The organism is Pseudodesulfovibrio piezophilus C1TLV30 (genome assembly GCF_000341895.1).
In the GTDB taxonomy this organism is placed as follows: Bacteria; Desulfobacterota; Desulfovibrionia; order Desulfovibrionales; family Desulfovibrionaceae; genus Pseudodesulfovibrio; species Pseudodesulfovibrio piezophilus.
On sequence record NC_020409.1, the window covers coordinates 1412590 to 1437500 of the forward strand.

At 47.2% G+C, this 24911-nt stretch carries 21 protein-coding genes, 2 rRNA genes and 2 riboswitches (1 of these 25 running past the window's edge); of the genes, 8 read left to right on the forward strand and 15 right to left on the reverse strand.

Going from position 1 to position 24911, the window contains the following annotated elements; translation table 11 throughout:
- Positions 1 to 5: 5 nt before the first annotated feature.
- Positions 6 to 551, forward strand: coding sequence for a GNAT family N-acetyltransferase (locus BN4_RS06780; protein WP_015414639.1), 546 nt, complete (start codon positions 6 to 8; stop codon positions 549 to 551).
- 64 nt (positions 552 to 615) lie between these two features.
- On the opposite strand, the gene BN4_RS06785 is transcribed toward BN4_RS06780, so the two are convergent.
- The 12 genes from BN4_RS06785 to BN4_RS06840 all read right to left on the reverse strand — a co-directional run bounded on the left by BN4_RS06785 (position 616) and on the right by BN4_RS06840 (position 11840).
- The gene (locus BN4_RS06785) at positions 616 to 1368 is read right to left on the reverse strand and encodes a hypothetical protein (RefSeq protein WP_015414640.1); all 753 of its coding nucleotides are present in this window, start codon (positions 1366 to 1368) and stop codon (positions 616 to 618) included.
- Positions 1361 to 2017: an HAD family hydrolase gene (locus BN4_RS06790; protein ID WP_041720182.1), complete on the reverse strand. Its 657-nt coding sequence runs from the start codon at positions 2015 to 2017 to the stop codon at positions 1361 to 1363. Before BN4_RS06790 ends, BN4_RS06785 begins: the two co-directional genes overlap by 8 nt.
- A 36-nt stretch (positions 2018 to 2053) precedes the next feature.
- Complete coding sequence (locus tag BN4_RS06795) at positions 2054 to 2551, reverse strand: GNAT family N-acetyltransferase (RefSeq protein WP_015414642.1); 498 nt, start codon at positions 2549 to 2551, stop codon at positions 2054 to 2056.
- Positions 2552 to 2594: 43 nt separating this feature from the next.
- The gene (locus BN4_RS06800) at positions 2595 to 3407 is read right to left on the reverse strand and encodes an amidohydrolase family protein (RefSeq protein WP_015414643.1); all 813 of its coding nucleotides are present in this window, start codon (positions 3405 to 3407) and stop codon (positions 2595 to 2597) included.
- Positions 3407 to 4060, reverse strand: coding sequence for a methyltransferase (locus BN4_RS06805; protein ID WP_015414644.1), 654 nt, complete (start codon positions 4058 to 4060; stop codon positions 3407 to 3409). The genes BN4_RS06800 and BN4_RS06805 overlap by 1 nt, the downstream gene beginning before the upstream one ends.
- A gap of 14 nt (positions 4061 to 4074) precedes the next feature.
- The gene (locus BN4_RS06810) at positions 4075 to 5079 is read right to left on the reverse strand and encodes a beta/alpha barrel domain-containing protein (protein WP_015414645.1); all 1005 of its coding nucleotides are present in this window, start codon (positions 5077 to 5079) and stop codon (positions 4075 to 4077) included.
- Complete coding sequence (locus tag BN4_RS06815; RefSeq protein WP_231856586.1) at positions 5066 to 6208, reverse strand: ATP-grasp domain-containing protein; 1143 nt, start codon at positions 6206 to 6208, stop codon at positions 5066 to 5068. Before BN4_RS06815 ends, BN4_RS06810 begins: the two co-directional genes overlap by 14 nt.
- A 77-nt stretch (positions 6209 to 6285) precedes the next feature.
- Complete coding sequence (locus BN4_RS06820) at positions 6286 to 7320, reverse strand: N-acetylneuraminate synthase family protein (protein ID WP_015414647.1); 1035 nt, start codon at positions 7318 to 7320, stop codon at positions 6286 to 6288.
- 10 nt (positions 7321 to 7330) lie between these two features.
- Positions 7331 to 8476, reverse strand: coding sequence for a radical SAM/SPASM domain-containing protein (locus BN4_RS06825; protein ID WP_015414648.1), 1146 nt, complete (start codon positions 8474 to 8476; stop codon positions 7331 to 7333).
- 81 nt (positions 8477 to 8557) lie between these two features.
- Positions 8558 to 9271 carry a PIG-L deacetylase family protein gene (locus tag BN4_RS06830; protein ID WP_231856587.1) on the reverse strand — a complete coding sequence of 238 codons (714 nt, stop codon included), beginning with the start codon at positions 9269 to 9271 and terminating at the stop codon, positions 8558 to 8560.
- A 104-nt stretch (positions 9272 to 9375) separates the two neighbouring features.
- Positions 9376 to 10725 carry a surface carbohydrate biosynthesis protein gene (locus BN4_RS06835; protein WP_041720184.1) on the reverse strand — a complete coding sequence of 450 codons (1350 nt, stop codon included), beginning with the start codon at positions 10723 to 10725 and terminating at the stop codon, positions 9376 to 9378.
- A gap of 386 nt (positions 10726 to 11111) precedes the next feature.
- On the reverse strand, positions 11112 to 11840 hold the full coding sequence (locus BN4_RS06840; protein ID WP_015414651.1) for an SDR family oxidoreductase: 729 nt from the start codon (positions 11838 to 11840) through the stop codon (positions 11112 to 11114).
- A 163-nt stretch (positions 11841 to 12003) separates the two neighbouring features.
- A riboswitch (cobalamin riboswitch) is annotated at positions 12004 to 12178 on the forward strand.
- Between the two features lie 129 nt (positions 12179 to 12307).
- On the opposite strand from BN4_RS06840, the gene metE reads away from it, so the two are divergent.
- From metE to BN4_RS06860, 3 genes are all read left to right on the forward strand, one after another.
- Positions 12308 to 14578 (forward strand): 5-methyltetrahydropteroyltriglutamate--homocysteine S-methyltransferase, encoded by a 2271-nt coding sequence (gene metE / locus BN4_RS06850; RefSeq protein WP_015414652.1) that lies wholly within the window; start codon positions 12308 to 12310, stop codon positions 14576 to 14578.
- A 186-nt stretch (positions 14579 to 14764) separates the two neighbouring features.
- Positions 14765 to 14942: riboswitch (cobalamin riboswitch) on the forward strand.
- 170 nt (positions 14943 to 15112) lie between these two features.
- Positions 15113 to 17176, forward strand: a complete 2064-nt coding sequence (locus tag BN4_RS06855) for a ribonucleoside triphosphate reductase (protein WP_015414653.1) — start codon at positions 15113 to 15115, stop codon at positions 17174 to 17176.
- Positions 17177 to 17194: 18 nt separating this feature from the next.
- Positions 17195 to 17422: a hypothetical protein gene (locus BN4_RS06860; RefSeq protein ID WP_015414654.1), complete on the forward strand. Its 228-nt coding sequence runs from the start codon at positions 17195 to 17197 to the stop codon at positions 17420 to 17422.
- Between the two features lie 142 nt (positions 17423 to 17564).
- Here the strand turns inward: BN4_RS06860 and BN4_RS06865 are convergent, their stop codons facing one another.
- Positions 17565 to 18623: a TOBE domain-containing protein gene (locus BN4_RS06865; RefSeq protein WP_015414655.1), complete on the reverse strand. Its 1059-nt coding sequence runs from the start codon at positions 18621 to 18623 to the stop codon at positions 17565 to 17567.
- Positions 18624 to 18775: 152 nt separating this feature from the next.
- Here BN4_RS06865 and BN4_RS06870 point away from each other — a divergent pair, with 152 nt between their 5' ends.
- The 4 genes from BN4_RS06870 to BN4_RS06885 are packed head-to-tail and all read left to right on the forward strand — an operon-like array spanning position 18776 to position 21613.
- Positions 18776 to 19468, forward strand: coding sequence for an ATP-binding cassette domain-containing protein (locus tag BN4_RS06870; protein WP_015414656.1), 693 nt, complete (start codon positions 18776 to 18778; stop codon positions 19466 to 19468).
- Positions 19469 to 19478: 10 nt separating this feature from the next.
- Positions 19479 to 20207: a molybdate ABC transporter substrate-binding protein gene (modA, locus tag BN4_RS06875; RefSeq protein ID WP_015414657.1), complete on the forward strand. Its 729-nt coding sequence runs from the start codon at positions 19479 to 19481 to the stop codon at positions 20205 to 20207.
- Between the two features lie 3 nt (positions 20208 to 20210).
- Entirely contained in the window at positions 20211 to 20879 is a 669-nt protein-coding gene (locus tag BN4_RS06880) for a molybdate ABC transporter permease subunit (RefSeq protein ID WP_015414658.1), read from the forward strand.
- Between the two features lie 8 nt (positions 20880 to 20887).
- Positions 20888 to 21613 carry a Rossmann-like domain-containing protein gene (locus BN4_RS06885; protein ID WP_015414659.1) on the forward strand — a complete coding sequence of 242 codons (726 nt, stop codon included), beginning with the start codon at positions 20888 to 20890 and terminating at the stop codon, positions 21611 to 21613.
- A gap of 567 nt (positions 21614 to 22180) precedes the next feature.
- Here the strand turns inward: BN4_RS06885 and rrf are convergent.
- Positions 22181 to 22295: ribosomal RNA gene (gene rrf, locus BN4_RS06890) — 5S ribosomal RNA — on the reverse strand.
- Positions 22296 to 22362: 67 nt separating this feature from the next.
- Positions 22363 to 24911, reverse strand: a 23S ribosomal RNA gene (locus tag BN4_RS06895); it runs 389 nt beyond the window's last position.

A 24911-nucleotide genomic window follows, 5' to 3' on the forward strand; every position in this document is an offset into this window, starting at 1 on the left:
AAAACATGATAGAATTACAAGGAACATCAATTTTTCTTAGAGAGTTAACCGTTGACAATGTTACCCCTGAATACATCGGATGGTTAAATGATCCTGAGATCAATCAATATCTTGAATCGCGCTTTACCCACCATTCCATTGAGTCTGTAAGAGAATTCGTTGCCAAGAAGAAGGAAAGCGAAACCGAATTTTTCTTCGGTATTTTCCTCAAAAATTCCCAAAAGCATGTTGGGAACGTCAAGATAGGCCCTATAAATCGGGAACATGCTTTTGCGACGATGGGTATATTTGTTGGAGATAAAACAAGCTGGGGAAAAGGGATTGCTTCCGAAGCAATCTCATTGATCATTCACTTTGCCTTCACGTGCCTTCAGCTTTTCCGTGTTGATGCAGGTGTCTACGAAAAAAATACTGCCTCCCTGCGTACTTTTCAAAAGAATGGTTTTGTTGTGGAAGGCCGCAGGAGGATGCACCGCGTAACTCACGATGGCCGCACGTCGATCATACTCTTGGGCATTCTTCGAGAAGAGTGGGAGGCACTCAATCCATGATGGTCTCAGTGAGGCGCTGAAACTCTTTGAGGGAGGTTCTAATAAACCGTAAGGAAAATGCTCTCTATTCCAAACTCGCGAGAGCAAGAACTCTTTTCAGCATTTTGGCCAAAACCATCGTTGTCGGGACTACAGAACCCGGCGGGGTTGACCTTAACCAGCTTTGCAAGTTGCGTAAGGGGACACACTCAAAGGCTTCATACTCATCATTATTCTCAGCACACCATTTTTTTTTTAATAAATGTATATCTCCTAAAAAAATAGCATAACAAAGGTCGACCACCCCTCCTACGCAATCATCCACGACTGCTATGGGGACGATTTTTTGGATAGCATCCTGCGGCACACCAAGCTCTTCTTCAAGTTCTTTCGTGAGCACACATTGTGGATCGACTCTTTCTTTTGAAATCAAAGCGGTATCATCCACCCCTCCGGATGGAACAAATTCCAAGGCTCTGGGGTATAAAGTCACAGATTCACTTCGTGTTCCGATAACAGCACAATATTCATCCTCAACTTTACATAAAACAACGCCACTGACACCCAATGGAGTTAATCCAAGTTCAAGACCATTTCGTTGTGCTACAAAATGCCTGTACTCCCCAAAAAAAACACGCATGACCCATTTATTGCCACAGGGTTCAACTCCAGAAAAAAAACATAATGGCGCATTATAAAGCTGACCATCATTCTTTTCTACAACACTATTCCATATTTCCGTTACTTCGCTCTCATGAGAAACTAAATAGAGAGAAAGTCTTTGATCAAGAACAATGTTCACATCCCCTTCGGCTAAAAGTTTGATGTGATCATGCACAATTAACCTCCTGATAAAAATCGGCGAGCGCAGGAAAAACAATTGAAGCTCCGCAGGCCAGCAACGAATCAGCATCTTGATTGATACCGACTGTAAACAGTCCAGCGCCAGTGGCAGACTTCACACCATTTATTGAGTCTTCAACAGCCACACCATAACGGGGATTGAGAGAATAGCGACTAAGCACCTGCTGGTAAATTTCACTGTGCGGTTTTGAGGATTTAACCTCATCACCATACACGGCCCCTTCAAAAAGCTGTTCCCAACCGTGACACCGAAGAAAGCCCTCGCCATTTATTTTGCTGGATGACGTGACTAAAAAAAGGCGCTTTCCACTTTTGTGAAGTTTTCTCAAAAGCTCACTTGCACCAGAAAAAGGCTGGACTAAGCTGAGATACGATTCCGTGATCAAATCTTCATATGATTTTTGCAGACTCTCGGGATTGTGGTGGAGCCTGTGCTTCTGAGCTAAATACTCGACAATCTCTGAGAGTGAAGGACCGTTGAGAATATCAAACTCTTGTGTTGTCGGAGTAAATGCATATTTTTTTGAGAAGGCGGTATAGACAGCGAACATAACCGAAAGGCTGTCTGCGAGCGTACCATCAAGATCAAACAAGAAATACTGTGCATCATATATACTATCCATTCCCGCAGCCTCAAACGAACCCTTCAAGTTAACCAATTATAGCATCTTAACATATCTAACTATCGGTATACTTTTTTGAATATCATGAATCATTTTCTGCTTTGAATCCAAATACTCAAACCCCGCAGAACGAAAAGCACCTATAGAAGCATCATTTTCCACTTTGATTTCAGCGATGACGCAAGAAATACCCCTTTCTCGCAAATAGCCCATAGCCGCCTTGAGTACCTGTACCCCCATCCCTTTTTTCCGTTCGGCAGGATTAACATTAATACTGATATCCATGGCACGACCAACACATTCTAAATCCTGATACTCTTCAAAGCGTAAAAAGGCGACAGGGACGTCATTCAGAAAAGCAAAGACAGCCGGGCACTGCTTTTCATGAAAGTACTCTTCCAAGTACTCTGTGTAAAATTCGGGCATTTTTTTTGGCGAAGAATGGTAAAACATTTGCAAGGTGACAGGATCATTCCGCCAATCCATAATCAAATGGGCGTCAGCCATCCGAGGTTGAATCTCTTTAAAAAACATATGCAATTTTCCCAAATAATTTCTAACGTAAAGTTCAAACCTACTAAGAAAACAACTTTATCGAATTTTCCCATGCTACCTTCTCAATCTCAGCATCAGAAAAACGACACGCTTTTGCGAGGTTAGTCAGTACTTCTAAACTACTGCTGAAATCGACATAAGGGTAATCTGACCCGTAAATCAACTTTTCCGGACCAAGCTTCTTGTATGCAAATTCAAGATCATCCTGCACCCTGGATCCTGCGTAATAGGCCAGCGAAAAAGAGGTTTCCAGGAATACATTCTGCTTTTCCTCAGCCAAAAGCATTGCCTCAAGCGCTCTTAAACCACCACTATGAAGCAAGAGGATCGGACAGGAAAGTTCATCCGCCAGCAAACATGCCAACTTAAGATTATCAAACGCATACATACCCGAAGTGCCATAGCTTGTATCGACGCAAACGAACATATCCAGACTCTCAGCTCGCTTGGCAACTCGCAAGGCCGCCTCAAAATCAACTTCCGAAATGCGCTGGAAGTATGAGTGAAACTTCAAGGATCGCACTCCTTGCATAGCGGCATTATCGACCGCACCCTCGGCATCTTCATGCCGAAAATCGATTAAAGCGGAAAAATGAGAGGCCGGGAGGTCTTCTCGAACCTTATGAAAAAAGGTTCGTAGATCTTTATCAAAGAATAAAGACTGATTGAAGAGCATGAAATTAGCACCAGATGTATGAGCACAGAGATCCTCTCGAAAAGAATCATAGCACATCATCAGATCCGAAGGTTGCATACGTGTTTCATCAGACTCTACATGGGGATTCTTACAATTCTCTTTGTTTGTAAAATGGATATTGAAATCGAAAATATTCATTATTCTTTGCCGATCAAAATCATAAATTCCTTTTGGGGAATAGGCAGATAGTCATGCTTCATTTTTACGTTTGAACTCATTTGAAATGAAAGATCGAGCATCCGCCCTGGTTCATGGTAGAATACAAAATCCTCACGAGGATATTCTGGGGTAAGTTGAGAACTCAAAAAATCAACGATAAGGGCTTTCCGTACAAGCTTCAGTGCTTTTTTTATCATAAGCGCCGTGTACTCGTAGTTATCCATCTGGTCTTTAAGATGCATATTTAACACCCCAAGCATTATCCCAACATCCGCCATGGGCTCTTCACAAGAATCAGTGCTAAGGTTGAACTGCTTAAATGCATTCCGTTCCTTTTCAGCATGGCGGTATCCTGCCTCCTGCAAAAGATCTTGATTAATATCTATCCCTAGGTACGATTGGTAATCAACGCCATGATCACGCAAGAAATCAGCATAGTCACCAAAACCGCACCCGATATCAAGAACACTTGCCCCTGTAAGATCGACCATATCAATGGTTTGAGCGAATCGATACTGTTGCTGCTCCACAGTTCCCCACCCCAAGGTCCGAATATTATATCCCATTTCTCCGTATCGAACAGAATAGCGCTGTTTCATCTGCAGTGAAATGGTATCGAGGATATTGCTCATAACGTCTTTATCTCTTATTTTTCCAGGTCATCAATCATTGAATCCAAAATTTCTTTTGAAAGAAATACTCGCTCCTTACGGGAGACATCCAAAATAACTTTATGAAAATCAAGTCCCTTCCGATCTGCAAAATCTCGGACAAGCCCTTCGAAAGAAGAATGAAATCCTGCATATCCAAACAGGATATCTTCGGACCGGATGTCCAGAACCTTTCCTTTGGCAAGAATATAATCTCGAAAGCTTCTTGCAAGCTTCAGAGTACGCAGCAAGAATTCATCCGAATAATGAGTAACACCAAACTTTCGGGCGAGGACAGCGATCATGGTTTCAGTCGGTACATTACCTCCACTCCGCCCTATACCGGTCAGAGTAGTATCAACATATTCAACACCTTCATCAATGACTTCAAGAGCAGAAGCAACAGCGAGCCCCAAATTATTATGGCCATGGTAGCCAAGCGGAATCATTCCAACCTTGTCATGAACAGCTTTGATATAATTTTGAGCCTCTCCTGGCAAAATATGACCTGCTGAATCGACAAGATACAAAACATCCGCCACATCTTTCACCATTTCTGCAAGCTCCCCAAAGCCTGTAGGAGTGACGGTATAGCTTTTCATGATATTCAGTGCCACAAAATAGCCAAGCTTTTTAGCCTCCTCGACAATGGGCATATACTCTTTCAAATAAGCAGGTTCCATCCCTATCCGCAGCCCATAAAGTCCATTCTGGCGGGCCATTTTTATGTCGTCGAGATTACCCACATATGGAATAAAGAAACTATAGAGTCGATTGGACTCTGCAAGAGGTGCCAACCTCTCATAAAGCTCTCTATCGGTGAAGCCGGCTGAATAACTCCGATGTGCTCCCAGCCCCAACCCATGCCCCACCTCGACATCTTCAAAGCCCACATGAAGAAGATCGGATGCAAAAGCATATACAGTATCAGGATCTATCATGAAATCAATGACATAAGTCCCATCTCGCAAAGTACACTCAAGAAGTTTAATATCCCTCAATATCCACCTCCAACTTCCCGATCACCTCGTTCAAGTTGCTTTTTAGCATCTCAAGGTCAGGGTTGGTCATAATAATTACTCCATGCCTATCAGCGCCGGATTGTATATCACGAACAACGTCCCCTTTCCTGATAAGCATACGAAGCTTCAGTACGTCATTGCGGCGTTCTATTTCCTCCACACCACGAATAGCCTTAAGTACACCTTCACGCACCTCGCTGAAGGCGAAGAGTTTCATTACAACAGGATTTTTCTGTGGGGATTCCGACGCGTTAGAAACAGGAACAACGTTCTCACCAAAACAATCATTTATGTAGATCGCGTTGACATCAATGCCCGAGACATGGGGTACGATGACCTCGGAAGTATACACTCCCCCGCCACGATTTGCGATTTCTGTCAAAAAGATCTCGCCATCCGCAGTGAGGATAAATTCCCCATGGAGAAAACCAAAAACAAATCCACAGGCCTGTGCTGTTAACTCTAAAGTTTTTTTGCACTTCTCGTACAAATCATCAGTCAACTCACCTGGATATGTAATTTCTCCATCTATGATCGAATTCTTTGCCGGGAGCTTTTTCTTCGTCGCAACAGCCAAGGCAAGAGGCCCCTTATCGCGAAAAACGTACCCATCAACAGTGATATGTTGTCCCTCTATGCATTTTTCGGCAATGAGAAGACGAGAATGACAATTTTCCAGAGCCTCATAAAATGCAGTATCGACTTCGTCGGCAGAGTTTACTCGATTAACACCAAAACTTCCTCTGTTGTCTGAAGGCTTTACCATAATCGGGTAGCCGATCTGCTCTCCAAACGCCCGAACCTCATCTACGCTCGTGCACAGAGAGAAGGAAGGACACGGAATTCCAGCTTCACAACACATTTTACGCTGAAGATACTTGCTGTTTGTAATTTGTGCGCTTTTAATCTGTGGGCCTGGCAAACCGAGCCTTTCAGCAATAAAAGCCTGTGCAAAATTCGAATAATCACATTGATCTGAAATAATGGCTTCAGGCTTTATCTTTTCAGCGAACTGCATGATCCGATGCAGATCACGCAAATCGGAAATTAAAATATCACGGTAGCGAATATCTTTATAATAATCATCGTTGTAGTGAACGCCGTACACCTCGAAATCTGATTGGCCCAAAAGATCAAGAAGAGGCTGCTGTTCCCAGCCAAGATTTATCACCAATACACGTCGGCTCATATTCCCTCCAGAGCATCCCACGTAACTAAACTTCCAGTGTCTAGATTTTTCTTCAGCTTCATTGATCGCAGAACAAACATCTCATCAAGACAGTCCACACCTTCATTATGACGCTTATATTCGAAACACCCTTTTTCAAAACGTGTCCCAGCCGACATTGGCTTTTTCAAAACAAGGCGGTATCTGACACTATTCTTAAATTCCAAAGATTTATCAGGGATATCAAAGATCATTTCATCGGTATTACAGGCTTTCTCAACATCCCTGATTCCACGAACCATTTCCGAAAACTCATCTGGCTCCAATGAAAAACTCGCATCAGGGGTTCCCATTTGCCGTGAAAGAGTAAAATGCTTCTCAATGACCGATGCTCCACGAGCAACAGCCGCAAGAGGGATGGCAATACCCGTAGTATGGTCGGAAAACCCAACAGGGCACTGGAAAAGAGCATTCCATATATCCATATGCTCCAAACAAGTCTGTCCAGGAAGAGTCGGGTAAAGACTGTTGCAGTGAAGAATACAATAATCGCGATTTTCGGCTTGCTTGAAAGCGGCAATAACGGTTTCCATTTCAGCAGGTGAAACCAATCCCGTCGAAAGGAGAGTCGGCTTCTTCACTGCAGCGACAGCTTCCACTAATTGAGGAAATACTCCAACTTGAGCCGAAGCAATCTTATACAACTCAACTCCAACAGACTCCAAAAAGGCAATAGCCTTCAGGTATGTGGGAGAAGACATAAAGAGCACCCCAGCTTTGAAACAAGCAGAACTCAACTCATCATGCCATTGCTCATTCAGGTCGATAGCACGATGAAGTTCTTGTGTTTTGACACTCGGGGAATGGTAAAGTTCATCAATTTTGATTGACTGAAACTTTATTGCATCCGCACCGGTTTCAACGGCAGCTGCAATAGAGTCCAATGCGCAGTTGAGATCGGCTCCATGATTTGAACCGATCTCAGCTATAATGAGAGTTCTCCCTTTCTCGATACAAAGAGATTCATTTATCTTTATTTTCTGAAAATTCACAAGATTCTCCCTAAAGAGTGACTCCGTATTCTTCTTTAAGCTTTGCCAGAGTCATTTCCAAATGCTTTATTTTTTCTGGCTCTCGATCACCCACAGCGCATGCTTCAGCAACCATCAACCCATAAGTCATGGGAAACGAATTTTGCATGTACCCACACAGATCATGCTTAGCTTCAGAAGTCCATGCATTGCACTGTTGACAATTATACCCAATCTTTGAGCAGAATTCCGAGTCGTTATTATATAAAGCCTCGCGTAAAGCCAAGGCATTTTCAGAATTCATCATCTCGGTAAGCGATTGCTCGCGCACAGAACCGATAATATACCGATTTGAAAAATCCTGAATACAGGCATTGACAGTCCCATCAGCATTGATCTTCATAGAGGTCCACGGATTTGCACAAATCTTCCAATCCTCTTTGAGAGTGCTGTTTTCTTCCGACGTCCCTGCGTATGTTTGAAGTGATAACAATGGCCCCTCATACAGATTATCGAGAGGCATTTTTTCCCAAAAAGCACGAGTTTCCTCTGCTTTAGACTTGACATTCTCCGTCATTACCATTGCGATAGTGATAAATATCCCTTTCTTGTATTCGGTCCGTTCCAGGCGAATGAAGTTGAGAACTTTGCACACTACAGATTCAAATCGACACGCACCTTTGGGATTACCATAGCTTTGATTAAAAACGGCTTTATCAATCGAATCAAATGAAATCTGAACTCTATTTGGCCCAGCTTCTATTAATTTCCGAGCGTTTTTTTCCGTAAGGACTGTACCGTTACAGATCAACCCAACAAGCAATCCTTTTGCTCGGGCCTCTGCTATCATCGTATATATATTGCTATTTAGAAGCGGTTCACCATTTCCGGTCATGGTAATGTAGGTCCCGGCTGGCAAATCACGAATAGCACGTCGAAAATCTTCAAGAGACAACATTGAGTAGTCACGCTCCATCGAACTATGTGCGCAATACTCACAATTTCGGTTGCACCGATTGGTAGGTTCAATAAAAAGTCTACCTGGCATTGTTTTCAAACGCAGCAGGTCTCGCGATGCCGGTTCTCCTGCTTCCCAAGTCCTAAGAACTTTTTCCATCTCATTATATTTATCACCAAAGCGAAGCATCACATCTTGCAAACACGTTTTATCTATCATTCTGATCTCGTCTCCTGAATGTTATTTTTATTCAATACTTAGACTGAAATTTTGTTCATTCGCACACGAAGACATATAGCATCACGACACTATGTTACGAATCAACCTGAAAGCCTCGGCGAATTCCAGCCCAACTTCATTCCCTCGCACACCTGCAAGATTTTTTACAGCCTTTACAGACCTTGGATGGGGGTACGGGTTAAGCTCCGTTCGGTAGCACTGAATTGCCTTGAGCTTAGCATCCAACCCCTCGGAAGCGTCCACGTAGACATTTGGAAGAAATGCTCTATGAGGCTCAGCTGGGGCTCGCTCAGTAGACGAGAGAACTTCGTAAGAATAAAGTTCCTGAGGGTAATAATCACCAAAATTAGGCCGACAAGCCATCAGTGTCGCTTCAAAGACACGGCTATGGTCCCAATTATAATCTCCATGGTGGTGCGTTAACACTGCGCAAGGACGCAATTTTTGAATATTTTTTTTCAGCTTATGCGAGATATCCATCAAAGGAACGGTATCCAATCGGTTGTCTGGAAAGTCCAAAAAGGAATGCGACCTGACGCCTATGACATCGCAAGCCTGAGCGACATCCTTTTTGAGCTCGAAGACCTGCTCGGCAATTTTTTGAGTATTCTCTACGGGATTCTCATAACGACCTGCAACCCCTGTCGCCACGTAGACGACATGCACCTTCACGCCTCCTGCCGCCAACCGAGCCATGCTAGCGCCACACCCGAGAATTTCGTCGTCAGGGTGAGCTGCAATAACCAATATAGAATCAATATTCGAATTTAACACCAGATTATCCACTGTTTCAATTGTACATGTCCTTTTGAGTAACGAATGAGCCCTACTTGCACAAGGCATATCCGAGAGAGCCTCTTTCGTGAAGAGTTCAAAAATCAGCGAGGGACAATCAAATACGTATTTAAAGCCAACGAAATCACTGAGACTTCAGGAAATGTCCCTTCAAGCTCTCTAAGCCGCTCTACTTTTTTTCGCACGACCTCAACGGGAGTTCTTGGAAATTTATTCAGTATATACGAGACCTTGGTTCCATTAACACCAGGCTGTTTTGCACGAAGGACCTTGCTCAGATATTTGCGCCACTCTCTCAATTGCCCTATTACTCCAAGGGGCTTGGGTATCCATGCCGGAGTGCCTCCACTGAACTGAGCTGCATATTTTGCAAGTTCGCGACAAGCACTTTGTCGCGTATTCGTCAAATATGGGGCTATGGTCTCCAAGACTTCCTCTTTAGAATACAACTTGCCCTCAATCGCCTCGAAAACATCACTCGGTCTCGAGGCCTTCAGGCCAAAATCAGCCATGAGCGAGTTAACAGAAGCTTGATCAAAAACAGGCCTATAGTGAACCACGGGAAGCCCCATTAAAGCGGCCTCCACTGCAGAAGTACAGTCATGGTGAATTACGAGACCGGAAGAAGCTATCCAGTCACGCACGGCCCCTGAAGATTCAACAAAGAAGTTACTTGGGCGAGGGCCTTGCGTATATGTTGCCATATTTTCCGTTGGGTGAGGGCGCAGGATCACATGTCTATCAGGATACCTCTCGGCCAAGACCACACCAAGCCGACAAAACTCGGTCGCAAGCTTTTGCTGATAATGTGCCTGCCGAGTACATTTCTCTATAAATTCCGGAGAAGTATAAAGCTCTTTCCACTCTTCAACCTTGCTGATCATCGCCATATACCGTTCAAAACCCATGGCATGATTACCGGGAGCGAAGTTCGTGTTGATGAGAATATAGCCTTCACCGTGTTTCTGAACGATTTTTGGGTCGCGATAGTAAGGCTTGAATTTCTCGTCGGCGAGGTCAAAGGAAGGATACCCGATGGAATGAACACGCGAAATCTTTTCTTCGGAAAGAGCCTCACGAATCAGCCGAGCTTGAACGTCACCCCACGCACATATCATCGATACGTGATCAATAATCCTCGTATATTTCAAAACCGCAGGACCGGATGCCAACAGTCCCAACCCTTCTGCGTTGATGTTATATACCGCTCCCCCTTTGGAAAGGACTGCGGTATTCGTTGGCTTATGCTGATCTTTGTCAAAATAGATGACAGGACAATCAGCGGTTTTCACAATTTCATCAACCACCCGATCACCAAGGAGTGTCGGCATTCCCTGTGATGCCAAGTGGAGGGAAAGATATAAAATCCCGTCCATCTCACGGCCTAGTGTTTCAATTCGGCAAGCACACAACATTTCCTTGACAGACTCCATGATAATTACACATTCACGAACCACCCCTTTTGGAAAGCTTCCCCCCTCACGATAACCCGATAACACGATAAAAGAGCGGGCACTCTAAAACATCTAATTCCGAATCTCAAGCAACCCTTCTTTTTCATAGCACCTAAAAAATAATCTTCGAAAATTAATTAGATAAGAGAGCTTTCAAAAAGGATGCCCTTCCGGAAAGGAACTCTTTTTTGCTCACTCCACGGTCTTCAACCACTTAAAGTCTGCGGGATGCTCTGGGCAGTCTTACCGAGTTGCACTTCTAAGGTCATTCACGGATTCAGCAGGAGCGAATGGAGGATGGCAACTTAGAGCATACCCCATCCTTCGCCCTGCCAGAACTCTCCGGGACATCACATCATTGCAGATTACACAATGCCGCCATTGGCACGGATGACTTGCCCATTGATCCAGCCACCGTCAGGACCGGCGAGAAAGGCCACACTGCTGGCTATGTCTTCCGGTGTGCCAAGCCGTTCCAGGGGAGCCGCCTTACTTAACCGATCCACCACTTCCTTGGTTTTTCCCTCCAGAAACAAATCTGTCCCGGTTGGGCCAGGAGCGAGAGCATTAACCGTAATGTTCCGGCCACGCATCTCATTAGCCATAGTCACTGTCAGCGATTCCACTGCGGCCTTGGTAGCCGCATAAATACCGTAGCCAGGAAACCGCAAACCAATGACACTTGTCGACAGGTTGATGATACGCCCGCCATCCCGCACCCTCGTGGCCGCTTCGCGCAACATGTTAAAGGTTCCTTTCAAATTGATATCCAGATGTTTGGTGACGGTTTCCTCATCTGTTTCAGCAATGGGGGCGAGCTGCATGATACCGGCATTATTAACAAGGACATCCACACCACCAAAAGTCTCTTCCGCGAGATCAAACAGTGAACCGGCATCAGTCGCCTTGCTCACGTCCGCTCCGAGACAAACGGCCTGCCCTCCCGAGACATGAATCGATTCAACAAGTGCTTCCGCAGCCACTCTATGTCCAACATAATTGACAATGACGGCAAATCCATCCTGGGCCAACCGCATTGCTACGGCAGCGCCAATACCACGTGAAGATCCGGTAACTATCGCTGTTCGTGTCATTGAATATCTCCTTTGAGTGTTTCCAAATTTCTTACACTCCGAATAATGACTGCTGAGCAAATCCAATGCAAGCGAAGAGTCTTTTTTCTCTCTGCCAAATGCTCCCCATGAGTGAAAGCACACTATGGAAGCATTCCCAAGGAAAAAGGCTTGTCTTTTTCCCAACACTTTAATATCAATAAATCTAGATATAAGGATTTGGCAAGAAACGGAAAGCGGTGAGAAGCCGCTGCGGACGCGCCGCTGTAACCGACAAAGCCCGTTGGAATTCACCATACTGGGGAAGGATTTCAACACATTGGGGTCGGGAGCCAGAAGACGTCTTGCCAAAGAGCGACCAGCCCTCTCCTGCAAACCAGATGCCGAGCACCATGAAACAGAGAATCATGGACTCTCGTGCTTTCTTTGGTATCCTGAAAAGAGGGGCACCCCGCTCTTTGTCTTTCACCCGGAAACACGGAGTAGACATGAACGCGCACGTATTGGGTTTTCCCAGAATGGGAGTAAACCGAGAATTGAAATGGACTCTTGAAAAGTATTGGCGAGGCGAAATACAGGAGAACGAACTCCTTTCCACTGCTGACCAACTCAAGAAACACCACTGGGAACTTCAGTCCAAGGCAGGTATGGACCTGATCGCAATCGGGGATTTCTCCCTGTACGACCATGTCCTTGACACTCTTGCCATGCTTGGTGCCATCCCTCAAAGATTCGGCTGGGACGGCACCTTGCTTGATCTCGAAACCTATTTTCAGATGGCACGAGGGGATGTGGAACAGAGCATTCCGGCCATGGAAATGACCAAATGGTTTGACTCAAACTACCATTACATTGTGCCTGAACTGTCCCGGCACACCCCTTTCAAAAAGAACAACGGCCAACTGCTGGCCGATGTTCTGATGGCGAAAGACCTCGGCTATTCACCGAAACCTGTTCTGGTCGGCCCGATCACCTTTCTCATGCTGGCAAAAGAGGTCGATGGAAGCACACGGTGGGACCATCTTGAACGCATGACAACGGTCTATTGCGACATCCTTTCAGAACTGGCACCGCACAGCGCATGGATTCAAATTGACGAACCAATCCTGTGCACAGACATCCCCGAGGAAGCGCGCACGGCTTTCCCCTTCGCCTATGCCAAACTCAAGGCCGCGGCCAAGGGCACACCCCTGCTTCTCACGTCCTACTTTGGTGAACTTGACGACAATCTTGACCTGGCCCTTTCACTGCCGATCAATGGACTCCATATCGACATGGTCCGAGGACCGGACCAATTGACAACGGTCCTATCCAGAATTCCACCCAATCTCACTCTCTCCCTGGGGTTGGTGGATGGAAGAAATATATGGAAAACCGACCTCGAAGCAGCATCCCACACCCTGAACACTGCGAGGCAGACTCTCGCTACAGACCAAATCATGGTTGGCTCAAGCTGCTCGCTTCTGCATTCCCCTGTCGATATCACCGTCGAAGAGAATCTAGACCCGAAATTGCGTGACTGGATGGCCTTCGCCGTACAAAAATGCGACGAGATTGCAGCGCTCAAGCAAAACATGCTTGAATCCGCCCCACCCCGACTGATCAAGGAGAACAAGGCTGCACTGGAAGCTCGGGCAATTCATGCAGATGTTATGGACTCAGCCACCCGCAATAGAATTCAGGCTTTGACACCGGAGATGTACACTCGCACATCGCCTTTTGCCGCACGTTCCCTTGTGCAGCGAGCACGATTCAAACTTCCACTCTTTCCCACGACAACCATTGGCTCCTATCCACAGACGAGCGAAATACGGAAGACACGACTGAAATTCAAGAAAGGTGAGATAAGCGAGTCAACCTATACAACAGCAATGCAGTCCCATATCGCAACAGTGGTTGATCGGCAGGAGGAATTGGACCTTGATGTTTTGGTTCATGGGGAACCCGAACGAAACGATATGGTCGAATACTTTGGCCAACAACTCAAGGGATTCTGCTTCACTTCCAATGGCTGGGTGCAAAGTTACGGGAGCCGATGCGTCAAGCCGCCCATCATCTTTGGTGATGTATCACGCCCTGAAAAAATGACCGTGGCTTGGGCCGATCATGCTCAGAAACTGACCGATAAGCCTCTGAAAGGGATGCTGACAGGGCCGGTCACGATCCTCTGCTGGAGCTTTGTTCGCAACGACATACCCCGGAGTGAAGTATGCCAGCAGATAGCATTGGCCATTCGCGATGAAGTGCTTGATCTGGAATCCGCCGGTATCGGGATTATCCAAATAGATGAAGCAGCGTTGCGTGAAGGAATGCCACTTCGCCACAACGAGCATGAGCACTATCTGCGCTGGGCTGTGGACTGCTTCCGGCTGACTTCTTCCGGCGTGAAGGATACCACTCAAATACATTCGCACATGTGCTACAGTGAGTTCAATGTCATCATGAAATCAATTGCCGAGATGGATGCCGATGTCATCAGCATTGAAGCGAGTCGTAGCGGCATGGACCTGCTCGAAGCCTTCAAAGCCTACCAGTATCCAGCTGAAATCGGGCCGGGTGTCTACGACATCCACAGCCCGAGAGTCCCTTCGACAGACGAAATATACTCACTCCTGCAAAAAGCTCTCACGGTGATTCCTCCAGAGAGATTGTGGATAAACCCTGATTGTGGTCTGAAAACCCGAGACTGGCCTGAAACTTTGGAGTCTCTGAAAAATATGGTCTCAGCAGCCAAACGCCTGAGAAAGGAATACGAATAAGTGTCATTTTCCTGCGCCTGGGTCAGATGACTCCGGCGCAGGAATCCAGAATTCCAGCTCAAAAAAAGAGTTTTTTATCTGTTGTATTTCAATATACTAAACACATATCTTCCCATAATGTTCTCAAATACTCTCTCAACTTCATCCACCTCCTTGCACTCTCTCGGAGCTTACGCTACCTTATCCCGATCACGATGTCCTTCAGGTGGCTGTTGAGCCATAACAGGGAATCCGGTGTGAAACCGGAGCGGTCCCGCCGCTGTAATCCTCAAGAGAAAAACCGACTCCACAAGCCACTGCCGCACGGCGGGAAGGCGGAGCGGACGAGGAAAGCCAGAAGACCTACCTGAAGCGTTTCTTGCCGGATGCGGTCCGCGGAACCCGCAGATGGATACGAACGTGTACACCCGACAAACTGTTGCCGCTTTTCCATGATTCTGTCATCGAAATTTTCTGGCAACCACACGAGCAGTTCACCGAGAGACTCGTCTCTCCTTGAACCAGTCCGCGCTGACTGCTTGCAAAGAGATACTTATGCCTATTCAAATTCAAAAACGCGACGGATGCATCGAAACATGGTCGACCAAACGTATTGGCGACGCAATCTTCAAAGCTCTCAAAGGAAGTGGAATCAAAGATCCCCTCCTTGCGGAACGCCTGGCCGGAAAAGTTGAAAAGAAACTTATCGGCGTCGACTCCCCTGAGCAGGAGCAAGTCCAGGATATGGTCCAGCAAGTGCTCATGGAAGCCAGACTGTACAAAGTTGCCGAACGCTATATCATATATCGTGAAAAACGTCGGGAAATGCGGTCACAAGACCAGGCTTTTCTCGACATCGCCAGCGTCACTGAGAGCTATCTGAACAATGTCGATTGGCGCGTCAGTGAAAACTCGAACATGGTCCATTCCTATCAGGGGCTTATCCTGCATATGGCTGGCTCGGTTCAGGCCCGCTACATGCTGGAAAAATACCCGGAAGAAGTCCGTATGGCCCATACCCATGGGTACTTTCACATCCATGACCTCTCATTCGGACTGGCCGGATATTGCTCTGGATGGAGCCTGCGAGACCTTCTTCTGGAAGGATTTAACCTCCGCGACCGCTGCTCTTCCACTCCAGCCAAGCATTTCGATGCCGCATGCGGCCAAATAGTCAATTTCCTCGGCACCCTTCAAAACGAATGGGCAGGTGCCCAGGCATTCAACAACGTGGATACCTACCTGGCACCATTCATCCGGCATGACGGACTTGGCTATACCGAGGTCAAGCAACAGATTCAAAAACTGCTGCATAACCTCAATGCCACATCCCGCTGGGGTGGCCAAAGCCCGTTTACCAATTTCACGTTCGATGTGGTCCCCCCTGCCCATATAGCCAAGGAAGCGATCATTATCGGCGGGCAACTCCAGGATTCCACCTATGGGGAATATGCTGAAGAAATGGCCATGATCAACAAGGCGTTTCTCGAAGTCATGCTCGAAGGTGATGCTGACGGACGAATCTTCTCCTTCCCTATCCCCACGTACAACGTGACCGAAGATTTCCCATGGGAATCAGAAGAGGGGAAACTCCTCCTGAAAATGACCGCCAAATACGGTGCTCCCTACTTCCAGAACTTCATTAATTCCGACCTGAATCCGGAAGACGTGCGCTCCATGTGCTGCCGCTTGCAGATGGACCTCCGTGAAATTCGCAAGAAAACAGGTGGCCTCTTCGGTGCCGGAGACCTGACCGGCTCTATTGGTGTAGTCACTTTAAACCTGTCCAAACTGGCCTACCTCGCCCACAATGAAGAAGACTATTTCGAACTGGTGACCGAATATGCTCATTTGGCCAGTGAATCATTGGAATACAAGCGAAAGATCGTTGAAAAAAATCTTGATGCCGGCATGTTCCCGTTCTCCCGCCGCTATCTCAAGAACGGATTCAAAGGGCATTTTTCGACCATCGGTCTGATCGGTGGACACGAAGCCTGCATGAATCTGCTTGGAAAAGGTGTCGACTCGGAATCCGGTTCAAGACTGATGCAGCGTACCCTCAATCTCCTGCGGAAGCTGGTCGTGGAATTCCAGGAAGAAACCGGAAATCTCTATAACCTTGAAGCTACCCCAGGAGAAGGAACCTGCTACCGCCTGGCCAAGATAGACAAGGAACTCTACTCGGACATTTATACTTCCGGCGGAGAAACACCTTATTACACCAACTCCACCTTGCTTCCCGTGGGGGCGAGTTCAGATGTCTTTTTTGCCCTGGAACATCAGAACAACCTTCAGACTCTCTATAATGGCGGGACCGTCTTCCACACCTTCCTTGGTGAAGCAGCTCCAGATGAGGAAAGTGTGAAAAGCTTCCTGCTCAAGGCCATGAGCAAGACGAAAATTCCGTATATCTCTGTCACGCCGACATTCTCAGTGTGCGAGGACCACGGATATATATATGGTGAACACTTCGATTGCCCGACATGCAACAAGGAGACAGAGGTCTATACTCGTGTTGTCGGCTATTACCGCCCTGTTGGACGCTGGAACAAGGGCAAGCAGGAAGAATACAAAGATCGCATCGAATATACGCAAAAGACATTCTGCGCAACGGCATAAAACAACGGAAACGCTCCAATGATCCTTGACGCCAATCAGATCGCCGCTATCCGGCAACGGAACGATGAGGAAGTACGCAGGGGAAAACGTGGTACACACGGATACCCGGCGCAGACTGTCCAAAATCTGCTGCACACGATCGAGGCATTGAAAAAGGAAAAACGGAAATGGAAAAAGCTGGCCCAAACGCGCGGTAAGGCTCTAGGGACAATCAGCGAGTTGGCAAAAGATTCCAACGGACAATGAACCGGCTTCAAAAGCGTCTGCCATGCCACAAGTGGCACCACGCTCTCTTCCGACTCAAAACGAACAAGCCCTGCAATACCACAATGCATTGCAGGGCTTGTTCTTGCCTAAAAAACCGAATCGCTTCTGAAAATGCCCTCGATCAATCCCACAGCTGGACCGTATTGAGCACTACAGAGAGGGACTTGAACCAGAATTCGACGGTCTCGCCTGGCTGAAGGGCAAGGGAATCTGCTCTATGTGTCGAAACAAGAGCGCAAACCTCAGTCCCATCAGGAAGTTGCCCTAATATTTCAGAGATAACCGTTGCCCCGGTAACACGCATGACTCGGGCAGAAAATCGATTGCGAGCACTCCCTACCGGAGTGTGCAGACTCTTTATGACATTGACCAATGGCGCCTTGACTGTCGCAATAACCGGAGTCCCTTCCGTTATCTTCAAATTACGCAAACTTTCCGCCGTAATAACTGCGCAGACTCTGATACCGGATCGGGTTTCGAGCACGACTTCAGCCATAACCGCATCAAAGGTTATCTGAAGGACATGCCCAATAAAGGAATTTCGAGCGCTTGTCCTTTGGCGCATTGCCTGATGCGCTGAATCCACTATGGACCGAATGTCTTCCCGTGAGAACTGTTGGAAATGTGCTGTTAAATCGAGTGAAGACTGACCAAGAATATCCTTGACAATGGTGATGGGGACACCGGCTCGAAGCATTTCTATAGCTCTGGTATTACGGAGGGCATTGGGACCAACCAGCTCTTTTGGCAATCCACATTCCTTTCCTCGCGCATAGCAAATACGCCGAAAATACCCTGGGTCAACATGAAAGAAACTTCCCCGAAGTCCACACCCCATAGGACTCTCCAGGATATCCATTACTTCCGAATAAAAATCTTCTGCCAACGGAACCTCGCGAACTCGATCCCCCCCTCCGAGACGAACCAGTGGCCCGCTTTTATCAAAAGCTTCTGTGTCATCAAGAGATAAGACCTCTCCCAAACGCGCTCCTGTATGCCGCAGAAGCACAAAGATAAGCCACATTCGCTCACGCGCCAACACACTGTTGGCGCGTTTTGCTACCCCCTTCCAGTCAGTAAACGCTTTTTCCAAATGACGAATTTGAACGGGTTCAAGATAACTGACGTGTTCCGATACGCTAAAAAACTCTCGTGGACAGGTCTTGTCAGTTCTTTTCATGGCTCTCACTGCTGCATCTATATCGTCAAGTCACGAGTTTGCAGTTTCTCGTGACGCGCTTGCCGAAGAGACGCACAAACCATAGGGAATTTACGAGAATGGTACAAGGTGGGGATGCAAAAAACCTATAACCGACCAGGAAAGGAGGAAATATGTCTCTGTATATTGATATTACAAAAAGATTGAAACACTTCACTCTCTCCACGTCCTTTTCCTGCCACCCTGGACAACTGACCGCCATTGTCGGTCCATCCGGAGCGGGGAAAACATCACTGATTCGACTTATAGCGGGTCTTGAAGCGCCTGACACAGGAACTCTTTTTTTCAATAACACACCGTGGGTTGAGATGCACAAAGGATACTCCATGCCCACAAACAAGAGAAAAATAGGTCTTGTCTTCCAAGAATATACTCTTTTCCCACATATGGACATCCGCCAAAACATCAACTTCGGAGCATCAAACACCATCCATATTGATGAGTTGATGCACACCTTTGGAATCTACCATTTACGGCGAGAGCGCCCACACAGCATATCCGGCGGAGAAAGGCAGCGGGCCGCATTCTGTCAGGCTCTTGCCAGCCAGCCGGATCTTCTTTTGCTGGATGAACCTTTTTCCGCTCTGGACGTTAAGACACGCTCTTTTTTATGCGGTCTTTTGGCTGACCTTAAGACTTCGCTCAATATCCCCATCATCCATGTCACTCACGACCTGCGGGAGGCAAATTTACTCGGTGACGCTATTATGGCTCTAGAAAATGGCCAGATAGCGCCAGACTGGCTCTCTCGCCAATACCACCTGCACAATAATCTCCTGTATCCAAACACTTCAGCATATTTATAAAGGAATTCTCATGTCACAGCCGCGTGCACTTTGTGCCTCACTCCTCCTCCTTCTAATAATGATTTTGCCTGCCCACGCTGAAAATGCTGTGATTGCATCCGGCGCTGGGTACAAGAAAATGGTCAACGCCCTTAACGCCGCCTACAAACATGAAACCGGAAGGTCGCTTGATATCCTATTCGGGAATATGGGGCGTGTGCTCATGCTTGCAAAGCAAAGCGGCAAGGTTGATCTCGTCTTAGGCGATGAGTCTTTTCTGGTGGGCAATAACCTTTCCCTGTCGGTCCGGCAGGAATTGGGAAAGGGAAAACTTGTCCTGGCATTCGCAGAATCTAGCGCTTTCAGCACAGAAAGCGACCTTGATACTATCAAGGCACAGCGTATTGCACTGCCTGATTTCAAAAAGGCTGTTTATGGTAAAGCGGCACGGGAGTACTTAATCAACAGTGGACGGCTTCCAAGGATACAACCAAAACTTGTGGAAGTAGCGACTGTACCACAGGTATTTTCTTATCTCACAACCAATGAAGTCGATATGGGGTTTCTCAATCTGACACACGCGCTCAATGTGGCAGATAAATTGGGTGGATTCGTTGTCATCGACGAATCACAATACTCACCGATACACATTATGACAGGTCTATTGAGGACAAGTCGCCATAAAGAGGAAGCAATGGTTTTCCTCAAGTTTCTGAAAACCCCTCTCGCTCAATCAATTATTCACGAAAACGGATTATAGACCATGGACTTTGTGGAAATTTTGATCCAGCCAGAAACACTTGGTCCCCTCTGGCTGACCACCAAAGTCTTAGTCATAGCCGGATGTTTCCATCTGCTGATCGGAATACTGCTTGGTTATTACCTGACAAATGGCCAAAGTATGATGCGTTTGATTGTTGATTTTTTCGTCACTTTACCCTTGGTCTTCCCTCCCATTGCTACGGGATTCATTTTGCTTATGCTTCTTGGCAGAGCTGGATTGATTGGCCGGCATATACCATTTGAAATCGTTTTCAGCTTTTCCGGTGTCGTTTTGGCATCGTTCATTTCCGGGCTTCCACTTATAGTCAAGCCTCTCATTGCTGCACTTCGAGGTGACGTTGGGAAATTAGCTGAAACAGCAAAGATACTGGGCAAATCGGATTGGCAGATATTTTGGCTGGTGCTGCTTCCCAACGTCAAAAAAAATATTGCTGCTGGCTGGTTCCTCGCCCTAGGGAGATCCCTGGGAGAAGTCGGTATAACGCTCATGCTCGGAGGGAACATCATCGGCAGAACCAACACCCTTTCTCTGGAGATTTACAACTCTGTATTTACAGGAGAATTCGAACGAGCAATTATTTTATCATCGTTAATCGGCGTTTTTTCCCTTGGAATATTCACAGCACTTAAACGGTTGTCTGCCATATAGGAGGACACATGAAAACACTCTTGGAAACCGTTCACAACAAGGCTCTTTTTCTTTGGAAGAAAGAAAACCTTCTCAACGAAAGCATCACAATTTCGGCTGCTCCATTGACGGTGAAAGAAGCTATCGGAACCCCTGATTCGACAGATTTTCCAATTCAGCAAGGAAAGGAAAAATTGATGGAAGCTCTTTTTCGTGGTGAAAAAGGGCAGGCTTTTACCAATACATACGGTAATTATACAGGCTCACTCCGAGCAGTGTCCGAACTTCCTTTGAATAATAACTTTAATCGAGCAATTTTTATCTCCACACTCAATGCAGTCACCCGCTCGCTCAATATGTCGGATCACACGATCCACTGTAGAAATGACGGTCCGAAAAAGTGCTCAAAGCTTGTTTTTGAGACGATACGTCGCCAATTCGGGCGCTGTCGTATCACTCTCATCGGTTTTCAGCCGGCTTTAGCAGAAGCACTCAATGCGAAAACAGATATTCGTCTCATAGATCTTGACCCGGAAAATATCGGACAGCGAAAAAGAGGTGTCCTGGTCGAAGGTAGAGATTCGACTGCCGATGCCATCGATTGGTGTGATGTCTTGCTGGTAACAGGAACAACATTGGCCAATGGGACAATTGACATGTTTATGACGGAAAAACCGGTGATGTTTTACGGCACTACGATATCAGGTGGTGCAGCACTTATGGGATGGAATCGATTCTGTCCTCAAAGTGCTTAATATTTACTCAGTGACAGGGCCATCCGATAAAACAGCAAAAGGGTGCGAGACTCTGCACTCTAACTAGCCCCTTTCACTTCCAGAACAAGACATAAGCACTGACGAGTGCTTGACCGTAGAGAGAGACCATGATCCTCCATATCGCTGCTCCTCTGCCTTTTTGTTATGTATTGTCGCTGCTGTTTAGTGATGATTCAGGGCATTGGCGACGGCAGTGGGGAGATGCGCCTTCCATGGGGATATGTCTGGACGCGGAGAGTTGCTGGTTCACTCTCTGAAGCGAACAGGGATGGGTGGTCTCTGGAGGTGGCGAGAAGAGCACTAAAACGAGAGGGACTCTGTGGTATTCAGTCATTGTATTGAGGGTCAACTTAGTGTGGGAAAGCATTGTGTGTGGACGGGGAGTGCGGAGTACGTGGGGACGAACTGGAAAAACAAGTGAGCTGTTTGTTGCTGGCGATGCCGGGGAAGTTTCAGATTTTGGAAACTGGTGGGATAAGTGGCGGGGTGTTCGGAAGAAGAACAAGGAAAAGCCCCTGATTCGTATGAATCAGGGGCTGAAATATTCCTTGGCACCGACCTACTTTCCCACACGCTACCATGCAGTATCATCGGCGATGGAGGGCTTAACTACCGGGTTCGGAATGGGACCGGGTGTACCCCCTCCTCCTTGGGCACCAAGAAAATCTGGTGAACCGGAAGGGTTCAAATATATAAGTCAATAGGGAGAAGAGAGAATTCCATTAATGTAAAATAAGCCGCACGATCTATTAGTACTGGTCAGCTGAACAACTCACGCTGCTTACACCTCCAGCCTATCAACCTTGTAGTCTTCAAGGGATCTTTAGGGACTAATGTCCAGGGAGAACTTATCTTGAGGCTGGCTTCCCGCTTAGATGCTTTCAGCGGTTATCCGTACCGAACATAGCTACCCTGCAATGCCACTGGCGTGACAACAGGAACACCATAGGTTCGTCCACCCCGGTCCTCTCGTACTAGGGGCAGACCCTCTTCAATTCTCCTACGCCCACGGAGGATAGGGACCAAACTGTCTCACGACGTTTTAAACCCAGCTCGCGTACCACTTTAAACGGCGAACAGCCGTACCCTTGGGACCTGCTTCAGCCCCAGGATGTGATGAGCCGACATCGAGGTGCCAAACCGCGTCGTCGATGTGAACTCTTGGACGCGATCAGCCTGTTATCCCCGGCGTACCTTTTATCCTATGAGCGATGGCCCTTCCATGCGGAACCACCGGATCACTAAGACCAACTTTCGTTCCTGCTCGACATGTCTGTCTCACAGTCAAGCTCCCTTATGCCTTTGCACTCAACGGCTGGTTTCCAATCAGCCTGAGGGAACCTTTGCAAGCCTCCGTTACTATTTGGGAGGCGACCGCCCCAGTCAAACTACCCACCAGACACTGTCTCCAAGCCGGATGACGGCATTGGATTAGATATCTAAGTAATAAAGGGTGGTATTTCAAGGGTGACTCCACACACTCTAGCGAGCATGCTTCAAAGTCTCCCACCTATCCTACACATTATTAATCAAATACCAATGTCAAGCTGCAGTAAAGGTGCACAGGGTCTTTCCGTCCTTCCGCGGGTACCCAGCATTTTCACTGGGAATTCAATTTCACTGAGTCTCTGGTTGAGACAGTGGGGAGATCGTTACGCCATTCGTGCAGGTCGGAACTTACCCGACAAGGAATTTCGCTACCTTAGGACCGTTATAGTTACGGCCGCCGTTTACTGGGGCTTCGATTCAGAGCTTCGACCGAAGTCTAACCCCACCTCTTAACCTTCCAGCACCGGGCAGGCGTCAGTCCCTATACATCGTCTTACGACTTAGCAGAGACCTATGTTTTTAGTAAACAGTCGCCCCCCCCGATTCACTGCGCCTCAAGCGTGCTCAATAAGTAAATTACATCACACGTTCGAGTACCCCTTCTCGCGAACTTACGGGGTCATTTTGCCGAGTTCCTTAACCAGAGTTCTCTCAAGCGCCTTGGTCTGCTCGACCCACCTACCTGTGTTGGTTTGCGGTACGGTATGCATATGCTAAACTTAGAAGCTTTTCTTGGCAGTCTGGAATCAATGACTTCTGTCGATAAAGACTCGGCATCACGCCTCGGCCTTAAAGAAGAGCGGATTTACCTGCTCCTCAAGCCTACACGTTTGCACCGGGATATCCAACACCCGGATCACCTATCCTTCTGCGTCCCTCCATCGCACACATACACATGTACAGGAATATTAACCTGTTTCCCATCGGCTACGCATTTCTGCCTCGCCTTAGGGGCCGACTTACCCTGGGAAGATTAGCTTTACCCAGGAAACCTTAGGTTTACGGCGAATAAGTTTCTCACTTATTTTATCGTTACTCATGCCAGCATAATCACTTCTCATTAGTCCAGCAAACCTTCCGGTTCACCTTCATCCCATCTGAGAACGCTCCCCTACCGCTCGTAGTAAACTACGAACCCAAAGCTTCGGTACAATGCTTAGCCCCGTTACATTTTCGGCGCAGAATCGCTAGGCCAGTGAGCTATTACGCTTTCTTTAAAGGATGGCTGCTTCTAAGCCAACCTCCTGGATGTATCAGCAACTCCACCACCTTTCCCACTTAGCATTGATTTCGAGACCTTAGCTGTTGGTCTGGGCTGTTTCCCTTTCGGCCATGGACCTTCGCACCCATAGCCTGACTGCATGACATCATTTTACGGCATTCGGAGTTTGATAAGGGTTGGTAACCTGGTGGGGCCCCTAGCCTTGTCAGTGCTCTACCTCCGCAAAACTAATCACACGCTATACCTCAATATATTTCGGGGAGAACCAGCTATCACCGGGTTTGATTGGCCTTTCACCCCTATCCACAAGTCATCCAAATCGTTTTCAACCGATACTGGTTCGGCCCTCCACTTGATTTTACTCAAGCTTCAGCCTGCTCATGGATAGATCACCCGGCTTCGGGTCTACTCCGCATTACTTGACGCCCTATTCAGACTCGCTTTCGCTACGGCTACACTTACGCTTAACCTTGCAATACAGAGTAACTCGCTGGCCCGTTATGCAAAAAGCACGCGGTCACGGAACAAGTCCGCTCCCACAGCTTGTAGGCACAAGGTTTCAGGTTCTATTTCACTCCCCTAACAGGGGTTCTTTTCACCTTTCCCTCACGGTACTGGTTCGCTATCGGTCACTAGGGAGTATTTAGGCTTGGAAGATGGTCCTCCCAGGTTCCCACGGGGTTTCACGTGTCCCGCGGTACTCAGGTACTGACTACGCCACTTTCA

What these genes read in the sequence shown, in the direction of transcription:
- BN4_RS06780 (WP_015414639.1), top strand. Translation starts at nt 6, where the DNA reads ATGATAGAATTACAAGGAACATCAATTTTTCTTAGAGAGTTAACCGTT.
- BN4_RS06860 (WP_015414654.1), top strand. Translation starts at nt 17,195, where the DNA reads ATGATCCTTGACGCCAATCAGATCGCCGCTATCCGGCAACGGAACGAT.
- BN4_RS06825 (WP_015414648.1), bottom strand. Translation starts at nt 8,476, where the DNA reads ATGATAGATAAAACGTGTTTGCAAGATGTGATGCTTCGCTTTGGTGAT.
- modA (WP_015414657.1), top strand. Translation starts at nt 19,479, where the DNA reads ATGTCACAGCCGCGTGCACTTTGTGCCTCACTCCTCCTCCTTCTAATA.
- BN4_RS06800 (WP_015414643.1), bottom strand. Translation starts at nt 3,407, where the DNA reads ATGAATATTTTCGATTTCAATATCCATTTTACAAACAAAGAGAATTGT.
- BN4_RS06835 (WP_041720184.1), bottom strand. Translation starts at nt 10,725, where the DNA reads ATGGAGTCTGTCAAGGAAATGTTGTGTGCTTGCCGAATTGAAACACTA.
- BN4_RS06885 (WP_015414659.1), top strand. Translation starts at nt 20,888, where the DNA reads ATGAAAACACTCTTGGAAACCGTTCACAACAAGGCTCTTTTTCTTTGG.
- BN4_RS06880 (WP_015414658.1), top strand. Translation starts at nt 20,211, where the DNA reads ATGGACTTTGTGGAAATTTTGATCCAGCCAGAAACACTTGGTCCCCTC.
- BN4_RS06805 (WP_015414644.1), bottom strand. Translation starts at nt 4,060, where the DNA reads ATGAGCAATATCCTCGATACCATTTCACTGCAGATGAAACAGCGCTAT.
- BN4_RS06870 (WP_015414656.1), top strand. Translation starts at nt 18,776, where the DNA reads ATGTCTCTGTATATTGATATTACAAAAAGATTGAAACACTTCACTCTC.
- BN4_RS06865 (WP_015414655.1), bottom strand. Translation starts at nt 18,623, where the DNA reads ATGAAAAGAACTGACAAGACCTGTCCACGAGAGTTTTTTAGCGTATCG.
- metE (WP_015414652.1), top strand. Translation starts at nt 12,308, where the DNA reads ATGAACGCGCACGTATTGGGTTTTCCCAGAATGGGAGTAAACCGAGAA.
- BN4_RS06840 (WP_015414651.1), bottom strand. Translation starts at nt 11,840, where the DNA reads ATGACACGAACAGCGATAGTTACCGGATCTTCACGTGGTATTGGCGCT.
- BN4_RS06790 (WP_041720182.1), bottom strand. Translation starts at nt 2,017, where the DNA reads ATGGATAGTATATATGATGCACAGTATTTCTTGTTTGATCTTGATGGT.
- BN4_RS06795 (WP_015414642.1), bottom strand. Translation starts at nt 2,551, where the DNA reads ATGTTTTTTAAAGAGATTCAACCTCGGATGGCTGACGCCCATTTGATT.
- BN4_RS06855 (WP_015414653.1), top strand. Translation starts at nt 15,113, where the DNA reads ATGCCTATTCAAATTCAAAAACGCGACGGATGCATCGAAACATGGTCG.